The 17,602-nt window shown below is 65.3% G+C and carries 16 protein-coding genes; 5 read left to right on the plus strand and 11 right to left on the minus strand.

The features are described 5' to 3' along the window. Positions 1 to 3: 3 nt before the first annotated feature. The 4 genes from LDZ24_RS27245 to LDZ24_RS27260 all read left to right on the plus strand — a co-directional run bounded on the left by LDZ24_RS27245 (position 4) and on the right by LDZ24_RS27260 (position 6,194). Entirely contained in the window at positions 4 to 1,476 is a 1,473-nt protein-coding gene (locus LDZ24_RS27245; RefSeq protein WP_248324451.1) for an efflux transporter outer membrane subunit, read from the plus strand. Positions 1,477 to 1,562: 86 nt separating this feature from the next. Next, a complete protein-coding gene (gene treF / locus LDZ24_RS27250) occupies positions 1,563 to 3,347 on the plus strand; it encodes an alpha,alpha-trehalase TreF (RefSeq protein WP_248324452.1) in 1,785 nt (594 codons plus the stop codon). A gap of 85 nt (positions 3,348 to 3,432) precedes the next feature. Then, entirely contained in the window at positions 3,433 to 3,774 is a 342-nt protein-coding gene (locus LDZ24_RS27255; RefSeq protein WP_248324453.1) for a zinc ribbon domain-containing protein YjdM, read from the plus strand. A 41-nt stretch (positions 3,775 to 3,815) separates the two neighbouring features. Next, positions 3,816 to 6,194 carry a penicillin-binding protein 1A gene (locus LDZ24_RS27260; protein ID WP_371747504.1) on the plus strand — a complete coding sequence of 793 codons (2,379 nt, stop codon included), beginning with the start codon at positions 3,816 to 3,818 and terminating at the stop codon, positions 6,192 to 6,194. A gap of 2 nt (positions 6,195 to 6,196) precedes the next feature. Here LDZ24_RS27260 and LDZ24_RS27265 read toward each other — a convergent pair whose 3' ends face one another. The 7 genes from LDZ24_RS27265 to LDZ24_RS27295 form a co-directional block, all read right to left on the minus strand. Continuing rightward, positions 6,197 to 6,964 carry an ABC transporter ATP-binding protein gene (locus LDZ24_RS27265; protein ID WP_248324454.1) on the minus strand — a complete coding sequence of 256 codons (768 nt, stop codon included), beginning with the start codon at positions 6,962 to 6,964 and terminating at the stop codon, positions 6,197 to 6,199. A gap of 12 nt (positions 6,965 to 6,976) precedes the next feature. Next, positions 6,977 to 7,780, minus strand: a complete 804-nt coding sequence (locus LDZ24_RS27270) for an ABC transporter permease (protein WP_248324455.1) — start codon at positions 7,778 to 7,780, stop codon at positions 6,977 to 6,979. 9 nt (positions 7,781 to 7,789) lie between these two features. Next, positions 7,790 to 8,617, minus strand: coding sequence for an ABC transporter permease (locus LDZ24_RS27275; RefSeq protein ID WP_248324456.1), 828 nt, complete (start codon positions 8,615 to 8,617; stop codon positions 7,790 to 7,792). Between the two features lie 29 nt (positions 8,618 to 8,646). Beyond that, the gene (locus tag LDZ24_RS27280) at positions 8,647 to 9,723 is read right to left on the minus strand and encodes an ABC transporter substrate-binding protein (RefSeq protein WP_248324457.1); all 1,077 of its coding nucleotides are present in this window, start codon (positions 9,721 to 9,723) and stop codon (positions 8,647 to 8,649) included. Between the two features lie 35 nt (positions 9,724 to 9,758). After that, positions 9,759 to 10,709, minus strand: a complete 951-nt coding sequence (locus LDZ24_RS27285; RefSeq protein ID WP_248324458.1) for a TauD/TfdA family dioxygenase — start codon at positions 10,707 to 10,709, stop codon at positions 9,759 to 9,761. 88 nt (positions 10,710 to 10,797) lie between these two features. After that, positions 10,798 to 11,922, minus strand: coding sequence for a nitronate monooxygenase family protein (locus tag LDZ24_RS27290; RefSeq protein WP_248324459.1), 1,125 nt, complete (start codon positions 11,920 to 11,922; stop codon positions 10,798 to 10,800). 96 nt (positions 11,923 to 12,018) lie between these two features. Then, positions 12,019 to 13,530 carry a CoA-acylating methylmalonate-semialdehyde dehydrogenase gene (locus LDZ24_RS27295; protein WP_248324460.1) on the minus strand — a complete coding sequence of 504 codons (1,512 nt, stop codon included), beginning with the start codon at positions 13,528 to 13,530 and terminating at the stop codon, positions 12,019 to 12,021. A gap of 111 nt (positions 13,531 to 13,641) precedes the next feature. On the opposite strand from LDZ24_RS27295, the gene LDZ24_RS27300 reads away from it, so the two are divergent. Further along, positions 13,642 to 14,583 (plus strand): LysR family transcriptional regulator, encoded by a 942-nt coding sequence (locus LDZ24_RS27300; protein ID WP_175946215.1) that lies wholly within the window; start codon positions 13,642 to 13,644, stop codon positions 14,581 to 14,583. A 25-nt stretch (positions 14,584 to 14,608) separates the two neighbouring features. Here the strand turns inward: LDZ24_RS27300 and LDZ24_RS27305 are convergent, their stop codons facing one another. From LDZ24_RS27305 to LDZ24_RS27320, 4 genes are all read right to left on the minus strand, one after another. Continuing rightward, a complete protein-coding gene (locus LDZ24_RS27305) occupies positions 14,609 to 14,830 on the minus strand; it encodes a hypothetical protein (protein WP_248324461.1) in 222 nt (73 codons plus the stop codon). Positions 14,831 to 15,066: 236 nt separating this feature from the next. Beyond that, positions 15,067 to 15,963 (minus strand): fructose bisphosphate aldolase, encoded by an 897-nt coding sequence (locus LDZ24_RS27310; protein ID WP_248324462.1) that lies wholly within the window; start codon positions 15,961 to 15,963, stop codon positions 15,067 to 15,069. A 163-nt stretch (positions 15,964 to 16,126) separates the two neighbouring features. Continuing rightward, positions 16,127 to 16,510, minus strand: a complete 384-nt coding sequence (locus LDZ24_RS27315; protein ID WP_248324463.1) for a hypothetical protein — start codon at positions 16,508 to 16,510, stop codon at positions 16,127 to 16,129. A 141-nt stretch (positions 16,511 to 16,651) separates the two neighbouring features. Then, entirely contained in the window at positions 16,652 to 17,530 is an 879-nt protein-coding gene (locus tag LDZ24_RS27320; protein ID WP_248324464.1) for an alpha/beta fold hydrolase, read from the minus strand. Positions 17,531 to 17,602: the final 72 nt, after the last annotated feature.

Genomic DNA, 17,602 nt, shown 5'->3' on the forward strand with positions numbered 1-17,602 from the left:
GCAATGAATCTCCACACGATGTCCCGTTATCACTTTCGCTTCACTCGTCTGCTGCCGCTCGCGGCGCTCGCGCTCGCGGCCTGCACCGTCGGACCCGACTATCACGGCGCGCCGGATGTCGCCGCGCAATCGGTGCAAAGCGGCGCGTTCGTGCGCGCGCCGTCGCAGGGCGTGCTCGCCACGCACGCGCCGGCCGCATGGTGGCGCTCGCTGAACGACCCGCAACTCGACGCGCTGATCGACGCCGCGCTCGCCGGCAATCTCGACGTGAAGATGGCGCAGGCGCGTCTGCGCCAGGCGCGCTCGCAATTGCGCGGGGAACGCGCGAACGCATTGCCGAAGGCTTCGGCGTCCGCGGCGGCGTTGCGCATGCGCTCGCCTGACACGGCCATTCTCGGCGGATCGGAAGGCTCGGGCGGCCGTGGCCCGCTGGACTTCTACACCGTCGGCTTCGATGCATCGTGGGAGATCGACCTCTTCGGCGGCACGCGCCGCGCCATAGAAGCGGCATCGGGCGAAGCGGAAGCCGTGCAGGCCGATCTCGCCGATACGCAAGTGTCGCTGGCCGCCGAAGTCGCGTCCGCCTATATCGACTTGCGCGACGAGCAAGAGCGGCTCGCGCTTGCGCAGCGCACCGCCGACTATCAGCAGCAGATGCTCACGTTGACCGAGCAGCGCCGCGCACGCGGCACGGCGGCCGAAGTGGATGTCGAGCGCCTCAACACGCAGGTCAACACGACGCGCGCGACGCTCGTGCCGCTGCAAGTGCAGATCACCGATTCGCTGGATCAACTCGCGGTGCTGACGGGCCGCGCGCCCGGCGCGCTCGACGTCGAACTCGCGCAGCCCGCGCCGCTGCCGACGCTGCCCGCGTCGGTTCCGATCGGCGATCCCGCGACGATGTTGCAGCAGCGCCCGGATATTCGCGCGGCGGAGCGGCGTCTCGCATCGAGCAACGCGCAGATCGGCGAGCATATCGCGGATTATTTTCCGAAGGTCTCGCTGCTCGGCGATATCGGTTTCTCGGCGTCGGAGCCGGGGCATCTGATTCGCAAGGAGAACTTCTCGTGGCTGGGCGTGCCGTATCTGCAATGGAACGTGCTCGATTTCGGCCGCACGGCGGCGAGCGTCGATGCAGCGAAGGCATCGCGTGACGAAGCGGAAGCGCGTTACGGCAAAACGGTGCTCGCCGCGCTGAAGGACGCGAATTCGGCGCTTTCACGCTATGGCAATCAGCGCGAGCATGTCGTGCGGCTTCAGGAAGTGCAGGCGTCGTCGGAGCGGTCGGCTACGCTCGTGCGTCAACGGTACACGGCGGGCGTATCGACGCTCATCGACTTGCTCGACGCTCAGCGCACCGAGTTCGCCGCGCAACAGGACGTGGTCGCGGCGCGCGCCGAGTTGCTGAGAGATTTCGTGTCGCTGCAAAAGAGTCTCGGCCTCGGCTGGCAGCAAGCGTCGGACTCGACTTCCTGACGAGAACATTCGATTGCTCTGCGGAATGCATCTTGCGACAGCGTTCAGTCTTGAACCTGTGCTTCCGGCATCACGCGGAGAATCGAATGCATCAAGCGAAACACCCTGCCACACGCTTCACCACTCTTACACGCGCATTGCTGATCGCGGCGAGCGCCGCGGCGTTCTCAACCGCCACGCAAGCACAAAGCGAAATACAAGCCGCGTCCGCAGCCGTGGCGGCGAGCGCGCCCGCCTCGTCGCCGCTGCCGCCGTCCGAGCTCTACGGCGAGCTATATCGCGAGGTGCAACTCGCGCACGTCTATCCCGATAGCAAGACGTTCGCCGACATGACGCCGAACGTGTCGCCGCAGCAAGTCATGATCGACTATGCGAACCGGACGCAGCCGTTCGATCTCGCGCGCTTCGTCGGCTCGCACTTCACGCTGCCCCAACGGGCAACCAAGGGCTATGCGTCCGACCCGAACGAAAGCGTGACGCAGCATATCGACACGCTCTGGACCGTCCTGCGCCGCAATCCGGATGCGAACGCGAGCCCGTGGTCATCGCTGTTGCCGCTGCCGTATGCGTATGTCGTGCCGGGCGACCGTTTCGATGAGATCTACTACTGGGATTCCTACTTCATCATGCTCGGACTGCGGCAAAGCGGGCAGCGCGAGTTGATGAAAAACGAACTGGATAACTTCGCGACGCTCATCGACCGATACGGGCATATTCCGAACGGCAACCGCAGCTACTATCTGAGCCGCTCGCAGCCACCCTTCTTCGCGCAGATGGTTCAGCTCGCGACGGAAACCGACGGCGACAGCGCGTATCTGCGCTATCTGCCGGAACTCGCGCGCGAATACGCGTACTGGATGGACGGCGAGAACAAGGTCGCGCCCGGCGAGGCGTATCGGCATGTCGTGCGTCTTTCGGACGGCACGCTCCTGAACCGCTATTGGGACGACCGTGCCACGCCGCGCGACGAGTCGTATCGCGAAGACGTGGAGACGGCGAAACAGATGCCGCAACGCAATGCCGAAGACCTCTGGCGCAATCTGCGCGCGGGCGGCGAAACCGGCTGGGACTTCAGTTCGCGCTGGTTCTCGGACGGCAAGTCGCTCGCGACGATCGAAGTCACGTCGCTCGCGCCGGTCGATCTGAACGCGCTGCTCTACGATCTCGAACGCACGCTGGCGCGGGCGTATCGCGTGAAAGGCGATGCCGCGCAAGCCGAAGACTTCGAACAACGCGCGCACGCGCGGGCGCAGGCAATCCGCAGCCATCTCTGGGACCCGCAACTGCACGCGTTCGGCGATTACGATTTCGTCGCGCATGCGCTCACGCATCGCCTGAGCGCCGCGACGGTGTATCCGCTGTACGCGGGCATCGCGACGAAAGCGCAGGCGAGCGCGGTGGCATCGACGATTCGCGGGAAGCTCCTGCGCGCGGGCGGCCTCGCGACCACGACGGTGCGCTCCGGCCAGCAATGGGACGAGCCCAACGGCTGGGCGCCGCTGCAATATCTCGCGATCATGGGCCTGCGTCGCTATGGCGAGTCCGCGCTCGCGCGCCAAATCGCGGAGCGCTGGATTCAGACGAACGTCGCGTATTACCAGCATACCGGCAAGCTCGTCGAGAAATACGATGTCGACGCGAAAGCCGGATCGACCGCAGCGGGCGGCGGCGAGTATCCGTTGCAGGACGGCTTCGGCTGGACCAACGGCGTGCTGCGCACGTTGATGGTCATGTATCCGTCGGCGGCGGGCGCGACCACGCGTCCGGTCGATGTCCCTTCCGGCGCGGCCGGCGTCGCGGACGCGGCGGCTTCGGCGGCGAAGGCGTCGAAGAATACGCATCGGCTGGCACCGACGCCGAGCGGCGAATGAGCGGCGTAGGATCGTCGGAAATCGGGACCGTGCGCGGCGCTATACTCACGCGCTTTTTCGCCACGCACGGCCTGAAGGACAACCGATGAACGCAATTCCCCCTTGCCCGCACTGCCATTCCGAATTCACGTATGAAGACGGCGGCGCGTACGTCTGCCGGGAGTGCGCGCACGAATGGAGCGCAAAGGCGGACACCGCTGCCGAAGCATCCGCGAAGGTCTATCGCGATTCGGCGGGCAACGTGCTCAACGACGGCGACACCGTCACCGTCATCAAGGACCTGAAGCTGAAAGGCTCGGGCGGCGTCATCAAGATGGGCACGAAGGTCAAGAACATTCGCCTCGTGGATAGCGACCACGATATCGACTGCGAGATCGACGGCTTCGGCGCGATGAGCCTTAAATCGGAGTTCGTGCGCAAGGCTTGAGCGGTCGAACGGTGGCAAGCGCATTGTAAAGATGCGTTACGATGCGTGTTTTCCACGCTGCCCCCCGCCGTTTCGTCTTGATTGCGTCCGAATTCAAAGTCATCGCCCGCGCGATGCTCGCCCGTCTCGCGGCCCGGCTGCGTCCGCACGGCCGGCCGCGCACGCTTCTGCTGCTGCCGGCGCTCTTCGTCCTGTATGTGCTCGCGCTGATTCCGTTCACGCCCGGCATCAGCGATATCCGCAAGGCCAAGGTCGATCAGCCCGCGCAGATTCTTTCCGCCGATGGCAAGCTACTCGCCGAATTCAAGCCGACGCATCGCGAATGGGTCAGCGTGAAGCAGGTCTCGCCGTACGTCATCGACGCGCTCATCTCGACCGAAGACCGGCGGTTCTACTCGCATCACGGCATCGACTGGCGGCGCACGGCGTCGGCGGCGCTGCACACGTTCTCGGGCGATCGCCAGGGCGGCTCGACGCTCACTCAACAACTCGCGCGCAATCTGTATCCCGATGAAATCGGCCGCTCGCAGACACTCACGCGCAAGCTCAAGGAAGCGATTACCGCGTTCAAGATCGAAGCCGTTTATTCGAAGGACGAGATTCTCGAAACGTATCTGAACACGGTGCCGTTTCTGTACAACGCCTACGGCATCGAAATGGCCGCGCGCACGTACTTCGGCAAGTCGGCGGGCCAGCTCGACGTGCTCGAAAGCGCGACGCTCATCGGCATGCTGAAGGGCAACAGCTACTACAACCCCGTGATCAATCCCGAGCGCGCGCTCGACCGCCGCAACATCGTGCTCGGGCAGATGGTCCGCTTCGGGCATCTTCCTCCCGCGAAACTCGACGCGCTCGCGAAGCGGCCGCTGCGCATCGACTTCGAGCGGCAGACCGAAGAGCCGGGACGCGCGCCGCATTTCGCGCAGCAGTTGCGCAAGTGGCTGATCGCGTGGGCCGACGACAACGACTTCAATGTCTATTCGGACGGGCTCGTCGTGCGCACGACGATCGACTCGCGCCTTCAGTCGATGGCCACGCAGGCGCTCACGTGGCAGGGCAATCAGTTGCAGTCGATCGCCAATGCCGCTTGGAACGGACACGGCGGCTGCGCGAACGCGGACGCCGATCTGGCGCGCGCGTTCGTGCGCGAGACGAGCGAATACCGCGCCGCCCGCGATGCCGGCGCGACCGACGCGGACGCCCTCAAGCATCTCATGGCGGATCGCGCGTTCATGCGCAACGTCTGCGAGAACAAGACGCGCGTGCAGGCCGCGTTCCTCGCGCTCGACCCGCGCAACGGGCAGATCAAGGCGTGGGTCGGCAGCCGCGACTTCACGCAGGACCCGTTCGACCACGTGCAACAGGCGCGGCGTCAGCCGGGCTCGACGTTCAAGCCCTTCGTCTATGGCGCGGCGTTCGAGCGCGGCGCGCTGCCGACGGATACGTTCATCGATCGGGACGTGACCATTCCGGTGAAGGGCAACGAGACCTGGCATCCCACCGACGAAGCGCCGCCGAGCGGACGTCCGGTCAGCCTGCGCGACGGCATCGCGTTCTCGAAGAACCGCATCACCGCGCAACTGATGCAGTCGGTCGGCCCGGCGCGCGTCGCACGTCTCGCGCGGGACATGGGCGTGCGCGAGAGTCATCTCGATGTGGTGCCGTCGCTTGCGCTCGGCACGAGTCCGGTGACGCTGAAAGAGATGGTCTCGGCGTACGGCACCATCGCCGACAACGGCAATTACATGGAGCCGCTACTCGTCACGCGCATCGAGAACCGCAAGGGCGACGTGCTCGCGCAATTCGAGAGCACGCCGGAGCGGGCGCTGTCGATCGACGCGACGCACAAGCTCGTCGACGTGATGCGCGATGTCGTGAATCGCGGCACGGCCACGGCCATTCGCACGCGCTTCGGGATTCGCGGCGATGTCGCGGGCAAGACGGGCACGACGCAGGACAACGCGGACGGCTGGTTCATCCTGATGCATCCGCAACTGGTGGCGGGCGCGTGGGTCGGCTTCAACGACAGCCGCGTGACGCTGCGCAGCGACTACTGGGGACAAGGCGCGCATAGCGCGTTGCCGATGGTCGGCGACTTCGTGCAGCGCGCGTTGCGCTCGCGCCTGATCGACTCGCGCGCGCGCTTCGACACGCAGGCGCCGCCGAGCGCGTGGCAGACTTTCGTCACGCGGCTGCGCGGATGGATCGACGAGACGTTCGCGAAGAAACCCGCGCAGACGGCGGTGCACAAGCCAGTGCGCGTCAAGCGTGCGCCTGCGCAACCGGCGGCAGAAGTGACGGAAGAGCCGCCTCAGCCGCCTATCCTCCCTGCAGTACCACCGCTGCTTCCTGCTTCGACCGCTTCGCCTGCCGTGACCGCGAGCGAGGCGCCCGCGGCGGCATCGGCCACGGAGCCGTAAGCTCAGGCTTCCGAAAAGAACCCGGCGACGATATCGTCTTTGAGACGCGCGAGTCGCGCATCGGTGCGCGCGCGCGGACGCGGCACGTCGACATCGACGATGTCGGCGATGCGTCCCGGCCGCGCCTGCATCACCACCACGCGATCCGCGAGCAGCACCGCTTCCTCGACATCGTGCGTGACCAGCACCATCGTGATCCGCTCGGCGGCCCAGATGCGTTGAAGTTCGTCCTGCATGCGGGCACGCGTGAGCGCATCGAGCGCGCCGAACGGTTCATCGAGCAGCAACAGGCGCGGCCGATTGACGAGACCGCGCGCAATCGCCACGCGCTGCGCCATGCCGCCCGACAGCTGATGCGGATAGTGCCGCTCATACCCGCGCAGGCCGACGAGCGCGATATGCTCGGCCACTGCCTTCGCCTTGTCGCGCTTCGACAAGCGCGCGTTGCGCAGCGCCACCGCCACGTTCTGTTCCACATCGAGCCATGGAAACAGGCGGTGATCCTGAAACACGATGCCGCGCGATAGATCCGTCGACACCACGCGCGCGCCGTCGAAGTCGATTTCGCCTTCGAAAGCGTCATCCAGGCCCGCGACGAGCCGCAAGAGCGTCGACTTCCCGCATCCGCTCGCGCCTACGATGCTCACGAACTCGCCGCTCTGCACGTTCAGATCGATGCGTTCCAGCACGGGCGCGCTGTCGTCGCCCGCGAAACGCTTGCTCACGTGCCGCAAGGCGAGGCTGCCGTCCTTCGCTGCTATCGCTTCCATTCGTTCTTCTCCTCAAACATAGCGCGATGCATCGAACCATCGCCGCTGGATCGCGCGGGCGAGCGCATTGAGCGCCCAACCCGTTATGCCGACGACGACCACGCCGAACAGAACGAGGTCCATCCGGAACTGCTCGCTGCCGTCCACGAGCGTATTGCCGATGCCGCTGCCCGCCACCAGCAAATACTCCGCGCCGAGCGTGGCGAGCCACGAATAGATGAGCGCGAGGTAGATACCGGTGAAGACGGACGGCAATGCCGCGGGCAAGACCACATGCGCGAGCATTTGCAGCTTGCCGTAGCCGAACGTGCGCGCGACCTCGGTCCATTGCGGCGGCACGGCGCGAATGCCGTCGCTCGTATGCACGACGACCGGCACCAGCGCGGCGAGCGAGAGGAAGACGACCTTCGCGACATCGCCGAGTCCGAACCACACGGAGATGAGCGGAATCCACGCGAACAGCGACACCTGCTTGAACGTGTCGAAGCTCGGCGCAATGGCGCGATGCGCGAGCCGCGAGATGCCGAGCAGCGCGCCCAAGGCGAGGCCGAGCGTGGTGCCGATCAGAAAGCCCGTCAATTCCCGCGCGAGCGATGCCGACAACGCACGCGCGAGCCCGCCGCTTTTCGCCTGTTCCAGCGCGACATGAAGCACTTGCGCGGGCGAGACCATCACGCCGTGGCCGGGCTGCGCATGACGAGAGACGAGCCACCACAGCGCGAGCGCCGCGAGCGGCAGCACGACGCCGCGCCAGCGCTGCGGACCGGCTGTACGCTGCTTATCGGGCGTTCCGGCTTCGAGTTCGAGTGTGGACATGTCGGCTCCTTAACCCGCGTTCGCGCGATTCAGCCTGCGTTCCACCGCGCCGAGCGAGCGGTCCGCGATGAACCCGATCGCGCCCACGATCAGCACCGACGCCAGAACGAGATCGAGCTGGAAAAGCTGGCGGCCGTAGACGATCAGATACCCGAGCCCTTCCGACGACGCGACGAGTTCCACGACGACGAGCGTCAGCCACGCCTTCGTGAACGCGAGGCGCACGCCGGTGCCGATCATCGGAATGGCGGCGGGCAGCGTGACGTGAAGAATGGTCTGCCAGCGCGAGTAGCGATACACGGACGCCACTTCGCGCAGCGCGGGCGGCGTATTGCGAAAGCCCTGGAGCGTGCTCAGCGTGACCGGCACGAGCGCGGCATGGCCGATCAGCAGATACTTCAACGGCTCGCCGATGCCGACGACGATCATCAGAAACGGAAGCCATCCGAGCACGGGCACCTGCACGATCGCATTGAAGCTCGGCAGGACATACGCTTCGAGCGAGCGCGACAGACCGAGCGCCGCACCCAGCGCGACGCCGAGCGCCACGCCGCCGATAAAGCCGACCGCCACGCGCGAGAGGCTCGCGGCCAGATGCGTCCATAGCTCGCCGCTTCTCGCGAGCGCGCCGAGCGTTTCGAAGACGAGCGCGGGCGCCGGCAAGACCTGCGCGGAAATCCATCCGAAGCGCGCGCCGAGCACCCACAACACCGCGCACACAACGGGCAAGAGCCAGGGAAGCGCCGTCCATCCGGCCGCGCGCAGCGTCTGCGCGCCGAACACGCGAGAGCGGGCGCGCTCGGCCGTGGGCAACGCGCGGGACAGTGTGTTCGCCATGAGCCTGTTCTCCGTGAAGGTTGAGCGCGTCACGCCTGCGGCTTGCCGGACGCATCGAAGCGCGGCCAGTAGCCATCGAGCTTCAGCGACTTGATGGCTTCGTCGAGATACTTCGGCTCGAACCAGCCGTTGACGCTGACGGGCTGACGGATCAGGTTGAGGCGCAGCGCGTCGTCGGCGACGGCCTGATAGCGCGCGACCAGAAACGGATCGATGAGCGGCGACATGCGTTCCTTCATCGGCTGGTTCGCATACTCGGCCTGCCATGATTCGACCGGCACGCCGCTTTTCGCCCACAGCGCGAAGAGCGCGTTGCGGTTCGCTTCATCCGACGACCATTGCGCCGCCTGCACCACCGCCGTCACCACTTTCTGCACCGTATCGGGATGCGCGTGCTCGAAGTCTTCCAGCACGAGCAGATGCGCCTGGCGCGTCAGCTGCAAGCCGTCATTGCGCGACGCGTAGACGATCTTCGCCAGCCCCTGACGCTGCAACTTGAACAGCGAATAGTCGAGGAACACCGCATCCACGCCCTTCGACGCGAGCGCCGCCTGCGCCGCCGCCGTATCGAGGTTGATGACGCGCAAGTCGCGCTCGCTCAGTCCGTTCTCCTTGAGCACGTTGTCCGTCACGAGCTGTAGATTCGTACCCCGAAATATTCCGACGCGCTTGCCCTTCAGGTCCTTCACGCCCTTGATGTCGGAGTCCGGCGGCACCGCGAGATACACGCCGGTGCGCACGTTCGACGCGAGTAGCAAATGCGTCTTGAGTCCGTTGGCGCGTCCGAGCACCGAGGGCAGATCGCCCTGATACGCGAAGTCGACTTGCTTGTTCGCGAGCGCCTCGTTCACGGCAGGTCCCGCGCCTTTGAAGAAGAGCCATTGCACATTGATGTGCTCGGGCTTCAACGCATCTTCCACGCGATGCTGCAATTGCGCGGTCGCGGCAGGCGATCCGCCGAACGTCGGGGGATCGCCCATGCCTTGTTGCGCGACGCCGATGCGCACCACGTCGGGCTGCGCTGCATGCGCGGCGCATAACAGTGCCGCGCCGAACCACGCGGCCACACTGCGTGTGATGAGGACAGAGAGTCTGCTCGATTTCATCGCTTGATCGCTAGAGTGAAGGGCGTCGGCAAAGATCAGTGCGTGCGCGTCTCGCGCTTGACGATGCGGCTCGTGCGTCCGTCGATGCCCACGGGCACATCGCCATGCACGGTCGCGCGCCGCACCACGCGATGCGCGTCGCCGTAATCGTTCACCGCGTAGTGCTGCGTCGCGCGGTTGTCCCAGATCGCGACGTCGCCCTGCGTCCAGCGCCAGCGCACGGTGTTCTCCAGACGCGTGATGTGATCGTGAAAGATCGCGAGCAGCCGGTCGGAATCCCGCTGCGACAAGCCGATGAAACGCTGCACGAAGTGGCCGAGGACGAGCGTGCGCTCGCCCGTCTCCGGATGCACACGCACCACCGGATGCTCGGTCTCGTACAGCGTGGAGGTGAACTGCTGGCGGTACTCGCGGTCCGCTTCGGTGTCCGGCGTATTGCGCGCGGCGGCGTAGTCGTAGGCGTTTGTATGCAGCGCCCACAAGCTGTCGGCGAGTTCGCGCAACGCTTGCGGCAAGTGCTCGTATGCTGCGGCCGTGTTGGCCCAGACCGTGTCGCCGCCCGCAGGCGGAATCACCACGCCGCGAAGAATCGAAATCTTGGGGTACGCGTCGACGAAGGTGACATCGGTATGCCACGAGTTTGCGCGCGCGCCGTGCTTCGAGTCGAGTTCGAGCAGGCGGCTGCCGCTTGCAAGCGAAGGCACCGTCGGATGTGCGACCGTCTCGCCGAAGCGGGCGGCGAAGGCTTCCTGCGCGGCGTCGTCGAGATGCGACTGGCCGCGGAAGAACAGCACCTTATGACGAAGCAGCGCCGCGTTGATGACGCCGATGGCGGCATCGTCGAGATCCGCCGAGAGCGTCACGCCCCGCACTTCGGCACCGATGCGCCCGCCTATCGGGCGGACCTGAAGCGGCTCGTGTGACGTGGCGGGCTGGCGTGCGGTATCGCTGGAAGATTCGTTGGCGAGCGAAACGGTATCGGACATCGTGGGCTCCGTTGATCTTGGTGTCGGTTGGGAGAAAACATTGAAGCATCTCGCCACCGCCTGACCAACGAAGCGTTTCGACTTAGCTTTACAGCGTCGATCTCATGCGCAAAGCATGTGCGTATTGCTGAAGCTCGCCGATGCTCGCCTCCAGTTCGGCACTCAATTGCGCCATCAGTTCCGCAGCCGGCATCTCGCGCGCGAGCGCCGCCGCTTGCCCCGCCCACTGCGCGCCGTAGCCGAACTCGCCCTTCGCCTTCGCCGCCGCGTGTAAGGCCTTGCCGGCGTCGTAGGTGATCGGATAATCCGGATGCGAAGGCGCGCCCGCGCTGCGGCCCAACTCCGTGAACTTGTTGACGAGGCCACGCGCGACGCGTCCCGAGATCGCCGCCGTGAACGTCGTGCGAGTCGCGGCATCGCTCAGGATGGCACGGCGAAAACCCGCGTCGATCGACGTCTCTGTGCAAGGCACGAAGGCCGTGCCCATTTGCGCCGCCTGCGCGCCGAGCGCGAGCGCCGCCGCGATGCCCGCGCCATCCATGATGCCGCCCGCCGCGATCACGGGCACGTCGAACTTGCGTGCGATCAGGCGCGTGAGCGCGAACGTCCCGATACGGTCGTCGTCGGCTTCGGTGTCGAAGACGCCGCGATGCCCGCCCGCTTCGACGCCCTGCGCGATGATCGCATCCATGCCCGCGGCGGCTAGCTGGTCCGCTTCCCGCAGGTTGGTGGCGGCGGCCATCAGCGTAATGCCGGCCTTGCGCAACGCGTCTATCGCGTCTTTAGATGGCAGTCCGAAGTGAAAGCTCACGATGGCAGGCTTCTCTTCGACGAACACCTTCAGCATGGCATCGTCGACGACGAAGCTCGTATAGATTTCAGCGAGCTTTTGCGGCGGTTTGGCGTCGTACTGCGCGAAAAGCGGCGCGAGCCAGTCGATCCATGCCTTCTCGACGGCCTCGTTCGCCTGCGCCGGACGATGGCAGAACACGTTGATGTTGAACGGCTTGTCTGTCAGCGCGCGCGTTTCGCGGATCACGTTGCGCGCGCCTTCCGCGTTCATCGCGCCGACGCCGAGCGAGCCGAGCCCGCCCGCATTCGATACCGCCGCCGCGAGCGCGGGCGTGCTGACGCCTGCCATCGGCGCCTGAATGATCGGCTTCGTGATACCGAGCAAGGGCATCAAGGTGTTGTGTCTCGTCTGCTGAGTCATTCGAATGTCCTCTCACGCGGTCAACCGGCACGCACAAAGTACAACGCCCGCTGAACTCCGAGAAGTCAGCGGGCGTCAAGTTCATGCACTCATATATTACTTCGCGGTCGGCATCACGAATTCCGCGCCCTTCTCGGTGCTTTCGGGCCAACGCTGCATGATCGACTTCTGCTTCGTATAGAAGCGCACGCCTTCTTCGCCGTAGGCATGCGTGTCGCCGAAGAGCGAACGCTTCCAGCCGCCGAAACCGTGCCATGCCATCGGCACCGGAATCGGCACGTTGATGCCGACCATGCCCACTTCTATGCGTCGGCCGAATTCGCGAGCGATATGTCCATCGCGCGTGTAGCATGCGACGCCGTTGCCGAACTCGTGCGCGTTGACGAGATCCACTGCTTCGCTGAAGTCCTTCGCGCGCACGCACGCGAGCACCGGCCCGAAGATCTCTTCCTTGTAGATGCGCATCTCCGGCTTCACGTGGTCGAACAGCGTGCCGCCCGTGAAAAAGCCGTCTTCGTGACCCGGCACTTTCAGGCCGCGCCCGTCGACGACGAGTTGCGCGCCCTCGTCCACGCCCATCGCGATATAGCCCTCGATGCGTTCGAGCGCGGCGCGGGTGACGATCGGGCCCATTTCGGCGTCCGGCTCCATGCCGTTCTTCACGACGAGCTGGCGGGCGCGTTCGGCGAGGCGCGGCACGATCTTGTCGGCGACATCGCCGACCAGCACGGCGACCGAGATCGCCATGCAGCGTTCGCCCGCCGAGCCGTACGCCGCGCCGATCAGCGCATCGACGGCCTGGTCGATATCCGCATCCGGCATCACGACCATGTGATTCTTCGCGCCGCCGAGCGCCTGCACGCGCTTGCCATGCTTCGCGCCCGTTTCGTAGATGTAGTTCGCGATAGGCGTCGAGCCGACGAAGCTGATCGCGCGAACGTCCGGATGTTCGAGCAGCGCATCCACGACGACCTTGTCGCCCTGAACGACGTTGAAGATACCGTCGGGCAAGCCGGCTTTCTTCAGCAGATTCGCCATGAAGAGCGACGCGGACGGATCGCGCTCGCTCGGCTTCAGAATGAATGCGTTGCCCGTTGCAATCGCGACCGGGAACATCCAGCACGGCACCATGCACGGGAAATTGAACGGCGTGATGCCCGCGACGATGCCGAGCGGCTGGCGCAGCGTCCAGTTGTCCATGCCCGTGGAGACTTGTTCCGTGAAGTCGCCTTTCAGCAGTTGCGGAATGCCGCACGCGAATTCGATCACCTCGATGCCGCGCGTCACTTCGCCCTGGGCGTCGGAAAACACTTTGCCGTGCTCGGCCGTGATGATCGCGGCGAGTTCGTCGCGGTGCTGATTCATCAGTTCGAGAAAGCGCTGCATGATGCGCGCGCGGCGGATGGGCGGCGTGTCGCGCCATGCGGGAAAGGCCGCCTTCGCGCTTTGCACCGCCGCTTCGACGTCCGCCGCTTCGCCCAGCACGAGCTTGCGCGGACGCTCGCCGGTCGCGGGGTTGAAGATGGGCTGCGAGCGCGCGCCCGATCCGCTCACTCGCTCGCCGTGAATGTAGTGGACGACATCGGCGGTATCGTTGAAGGCTTGCATTTCGTCTCCTGTCTCGAACGTTTCGGCAATACGACAAGTGTAGGAAGCGAATCGAGCCGTGCAAAGGCGCTATGATTGAACTCGTTGTTCACTATGGCAAACAATCCGCGCATGGACGAGCAAAAGATCGAAGCGCTCTGGACGCATCTGCACTGGCTGACGGTGCTCGCCGAACAAGGCAGCTATACGGCGGCGGCGGCGCGGCTCGGCGTGAGCAAGGCGGCGATGAGCCAGCGCATCGCGGAACTGGAGCGCGCGGCCGGCGTGCCGCTCGTCACGCGCACGACGCGCAGCGTGCGCTTCACGGAAGCGGGCCGCCGGCTCGTCGACGACACGCGCGCGCAGTACGCGCAGATCGCGACGAGCTTTTCGAGCGTGCGCGAGATGGCGGGCGTGGCGCGCGGCCTGATTCGTATGACGGCGCCGGTGGCTTTCGCGCGGCAGCAAATCGTGCCGAAGCTCGCGGGCTTTCTACACGCGCATCCGGAAGTGCGCGTGCAACTGGAGGCGTCGGACCGGCTGACGTCGATTGCGACCGAAGGCTTCGATCTCGCCATTCGTCATAGCGCGCAGGCGCCGGAAACGCATGTGGCGTGGAAGCTGTGCGATACGCATTCGGTGATCGTCGCGACGCGCGCCTATTTGCGGCGGCGCGGGACGCCCGCCACGCCCGCCGATCTCGCCGTGCACGACTGCCTGTACTATCCGCGCACGCAAGCCGCGAGCATCTGGTCGTTCGTGCGCAAGGGCGCGCGTAAGACGACGGCGGGACCGTTCACGCTCGCGATCAACGGCGCGTTCTCCGCGAACAACAGCGAATTGCTGCGCGATGCGGCGCTCGACGATCTCGGCATCGCGCTATTGCCCGACTTCACGGCGCAAGCGGCGGTGCAGGCCGGCAAGCTCGTCGTGCTGCTGCCGGACTGGCGGCCCGTGGGCGCGTTCGCAGATCAGCTTTACGTGGTGCGGCCCTATGCGACGCATGTGCCGCGCGCCGTCGCGCTATTCATTGGCTATCTGCGCGAGGCTTTCGCGGGCGGCTTTCCGCTTTGACGCGGTCGCTGCGTCCTTCGGTGGATCACGTCACATAGAGCAGGCATCCCACGGAGGTGAGGCACGCGCACGCGCTCGCGTAGAAGAACCATGTCGAGCGCAGAACGCGAAAGCGGGCGCGCTCTTCGTCGAGCCGGTCGTCAGGGAGTTGCCAGAGGTCGAGATAGGTCGCGATCGTGCAGGAAAGCAGCGCAACCGCCGATAATGAGGAGACCAAAAAGAACAGGCCCCAGGCGAGATCGTTCATAGTGAGGGCGTCGGCTATGGTTCGGCACGCGGTGCCGTGACGAATGACGACCGCAAGCTGACGAAACGCGTTGCGTCTCGCTGCTCGTGTCCCATATGTTGAAGTATAGGGACCGAGCATACGCGCCACAACGACGGCAAACCCCAGTTAATAATCGGATGGATTGCGCACGGCGCCTGCCATGAAAAACGCGCCCACGAAGGGGCGCGTTTTCCGTGAAAGCAGTCAGTCGATGCTTAGACCTTCTCGACCGACGCCTCGTAGATTTCGTCGATAGACTTGGCGAGCGTCGCGTTGAACTCGCTGTCGCTCATCGACTTTTGAAGCTCGTTGATCAGCGCGCGCGAGAAGCTCGCGATCATGCCGTGGTTCTCCGCGAGGCGCTTGCATGCGTCGGTGCGCGAATAGCCGCCCGACAGCGCGACCACGCGCACGACGCGCGGATGCTCGATCAGCGGCCGATAAAAGTCCGCTTCGTCCGGAATGGTGAGCTTGATCATCACGTTGCTCGATTCCGGCAGTGCGTCCAGGCCTTTGAGCAGTTCGTCGCGCAGAATCTTTTCCGCGCCCTTCTTGTCCGGGCTCTTGATCGACACTTCCGGTTCGAGAATCGGCACGAGACCCTGCGCGATGATCTGCGCGCCCACTTCGAACTGCTGCTGCGCGACCGCCGCGATGCCCTTCTCGTTCGCCTGATGGATGACCGAGCGCATCTTCGTGCCGAACACGCCAAGCTTCGCGGCGCGCTGGAGCAACGCGTCGAGGCCGGGGATCGGCTTCATCACCTGAACGCCGTCGGCCTCGGCTTCGAGACCCTTGTCGACCTTCAGGAACGGCACGACGCCGCGGTCTTCCCACAGGAACGTGGGCACCGGCTTGCCTTCGGCTTCACCGTCCATCGTGCGTTCGAACAGAATCGCGCCGATCACCTTGTCGCCCGTGAAGGCGGGCGCGGTCATGATGCGCACGCGCATGTCGTGCATCAGCTTGAACATTTCGGCGTCGCCGTTGTAGGCGTCGTCCGGAATTCCGTATTGACGCAGCGCGCCGGGCGTCGAACCACCGCTTTGATCCAGAGCGGCGATGAAACCCTGCTTTTCCGCCATCTGCGCCAGCATCTTCTCGTTAGCCACGAGCATTCCTCCTCAAAGTTCAAACACCGGAGCGCGCAAGCACGGTCCGGGCTTTTGGGTCAACTCCTTCAAGTTTAATGGTTTTGAGGCGTGGCTTTCTCGTGCAAATCCGCCAAATCCCCGGCGTTGCGGCCATTCGCGGGGCGTTTTCGCGCCGAAAAGATCAGGAAGCGGCGGAATTGAGGTCGCCGGGCGCGACAGGGTCGGCCGTGCTCGCGCCCGCTCGCCGGAGCGCGCTGGCGGCGCGGCGCAAGAATGACGGCGTGGCGGATTGCGCCGGAGGCGATTCCGGCTGTTCCGGCGCCTGCGGTAGTTCCGGCGCTTCGGGAAAGAGCGCCTCGCGGGCATCGGCGCATCGCGCGTTCAGTTGGCGGCGCATGTCCGGATGGTCGATGAGCGCCTGCGCGGAAGCCATTCCGTGCTCGAATTGCAGCGCGTAGGCGATGTCGGCGAAATTCTCGTAGCGGCCGCTATCGGCCAGTTCCAGCGCCAGCGTGACGGTGCGCTGGCGGTTCCATGCGGCGAGATCGTCGTGGCCCGTGCTCACACATGCCTCTCTCGGCAATCAGGTGCGGACGATGTTAGCCCGAGCGCCGCCGGTTTTCCGTTGTCATGTCACAACATTCGCACAAAAAGTACGACGAGAAGCAGTCGCGCCGCGCGCCGCACGACCGTTCGGCCGAACGCGTTACCAGGCCGCCGCGAACGTCCGCACCGCGCGGTTGAACGCGCCGGGACTCGCGACGTTCATTCCGTGCGATGCCCCGGCAATCGTCTCGCGCTCGGCGAATTCGATCCACTCGTCGAGCTTTTCGACGTTGCTGCGGAACATGCGCGGACTCTTCTGCCCGTCGATCAGGAGCGTGCGGCACTTGATGTCGCGCGCCGCCTCGCGCGTGTAGGCGGGCAGCGGATCGCGAAACTGCTTCGGCAGCGTGAGCGCGTTATCGAGCGCCATGCGCCGGAAGCTCTCCGTGCTCTTGCGCCAGAAGCCGGGCATGCTGACCGAATCGACGAACATTTCGAGGCCCGCGTCGAACTCGCCGGCTTCGATCAGTTCCGCGACGCGCGTGCGCAATGCGTTCGTCGCCGGCGGCAGCGCGGCGGGCGCGGCGGACGTGGACTGAGCGGACGTTTGCAGCGGACCGCCCGGGTCGGCGAGCGTCAGCGTCTTTACGAGCCGCGGATACTCACGCGCGAGATGAAACGCGATGCAGCCGCCGCGCGAATGCCCGACGAGATGCACGGGCGCGAGGTCCAGCGCGGCAATGAAGTCCGCCATTTCCGCGACGTGCGCTTCCCAGCCGAAGTCGCCCTGCACGTACGCGTCGACGGCCGGCCAGTAGTGGCTCAGGCTCGGCGCGATGCAGCGAAAGTCTTCGCCGAGCGGCGCCAGTTGCGCGCTCCACCAGCGGAAATCGCACAGCGAACCGTGAATGAACAGCAACGGCTCGCCTTCGCCGCATTCGACGTAAGGCACGGAGATGCCCGACGCCACCGTCGCAAACGACGGTTCGGGCAGGGTTTGCACTGCGGCCAGCACGGCGGGATCGGTACGCGCGTTCATCGGTTCGCTCCTTTCCTGCACTATGCCGCGCCCCGATGCAAAAGAAAATCGCATAATATTGATAGAACCGTT

Origin of the sequence: Caballeronia sp. Sq4a, assembly GCF_023170545.1 — a bacterium.
Classification (GTDB): Bacteria; Pseudomonadota; Gammaproteobacteria; order Burkholderiales; family Burkholderiaceae; genus Caballeronia.

What these genes read in the sequence shown, in the direction of transcription:
- LDZ24_RS27300 (WP_175946215.1), top strand. Translation starts at nt 13,642, where the DNA reads ATGGACGAGCAAAAGATCGAAGCGCTCTGGACGCATCTGCACTGGCTG.
- LDZ24_RS27245 (WP_248324451.1), top strand. Translation starts at nt 4, where the DNA reads ATGAATCTCCACACGATGTCCCGTTATCACTTTCGCTTCACTCGTCTG.
- LDZ24_RS27265 (WP_248324454.1), bottom strand. Translation starts at nt 6,964, where the DNA reads ATGGAAGCGATAGCAGCGAAGGACGGCAGCCTCGCCTTGCGGCACGTG.
- LDZ24_RS27320 (WP_248324464.1), bottom strand. Translation starts at nt 17,530, where the DNA reads ATGAACGCGCGTACCGATCCCGCCGTGCTGGCCGCAGTGCAAACCCTG.
- LDZ24_RS27305 (WP_248324461.1), bottom strand. Translation starts at nt 14,830, where the DNA reads ATGAACGATCTCGCCTGGGGCCTGTTCTTTTTGGTCTCCTCATTATCG.
- LDZ24_RS27280 (WP_248324457.1), bottom strand. Translation starts at nt 9,723, where the DNA reads ATGAAATCGAGCAGACTCTCTGTCCTCATCACACGCAGTGTGGCCGCG.
- LDZ24_RS27290 (WP_248324459.1), bottom strand. Translation starts at nt 11,922, where the DNA reads ATGACTCAGCAGACGAGACACAACACCTTGATGCCCTTGCTCGGTATC.
- LDZ24_RS27270 (WP_248324455.1), bottom strand. Translation starts at nt 7,780, where the DNA reads ATGTCCACACTCGAACTCGAAGCCGGAACGCCCGATAAGCAGCGTACA.
- LDZ24_RS27285 (WP_248324458.1), bottom strand. Translation starts at nt 10,709, where the DNA reads ATGTCCGATACCGTTTCGCTCGCCAACGAATCTTCCAGCGATACCGCA.
- LDZ24_RS27295 (WP_248324460.1), bottom strand. Translation starts at nt 13,530, where the DNA reads ATGCAAGCCTTCAACGATACCGCCGATGTCGTCCACTACATTCACGGC.
- treF (WP_248324452.1), top strand. Translation starts at nt 1,563, where the DNA reads ATGCATCAAGCGAAACACCCTGCCACACGCTTCACCACTCTTACACGC.
- LDZ24_RS27275 (WP_248324456.1), bottom strand. Translation starts at nt 8,617, where the DNA reads ATGGCGAACACACTGTCCCGCGCGTTGCCCACGGCCGAGCGCGCCCGC.
- LDZ24_RS27260 (WP_371747504.1), top strand. Translation starts at nt 3,816, where the DNA reads ATGCGTGTTTTCCACGCTGCCCCCCGCCGTTTCGTCTTGATTGCGTCC.
- LDZ24_RS27255 (WP_248324453.1), top strand. Translation starts at nt 3,433, where the DNA reads ATGAACGCAATTCCCCCTTGCCCGCACTGCCATTCCGAATTCACGTAT.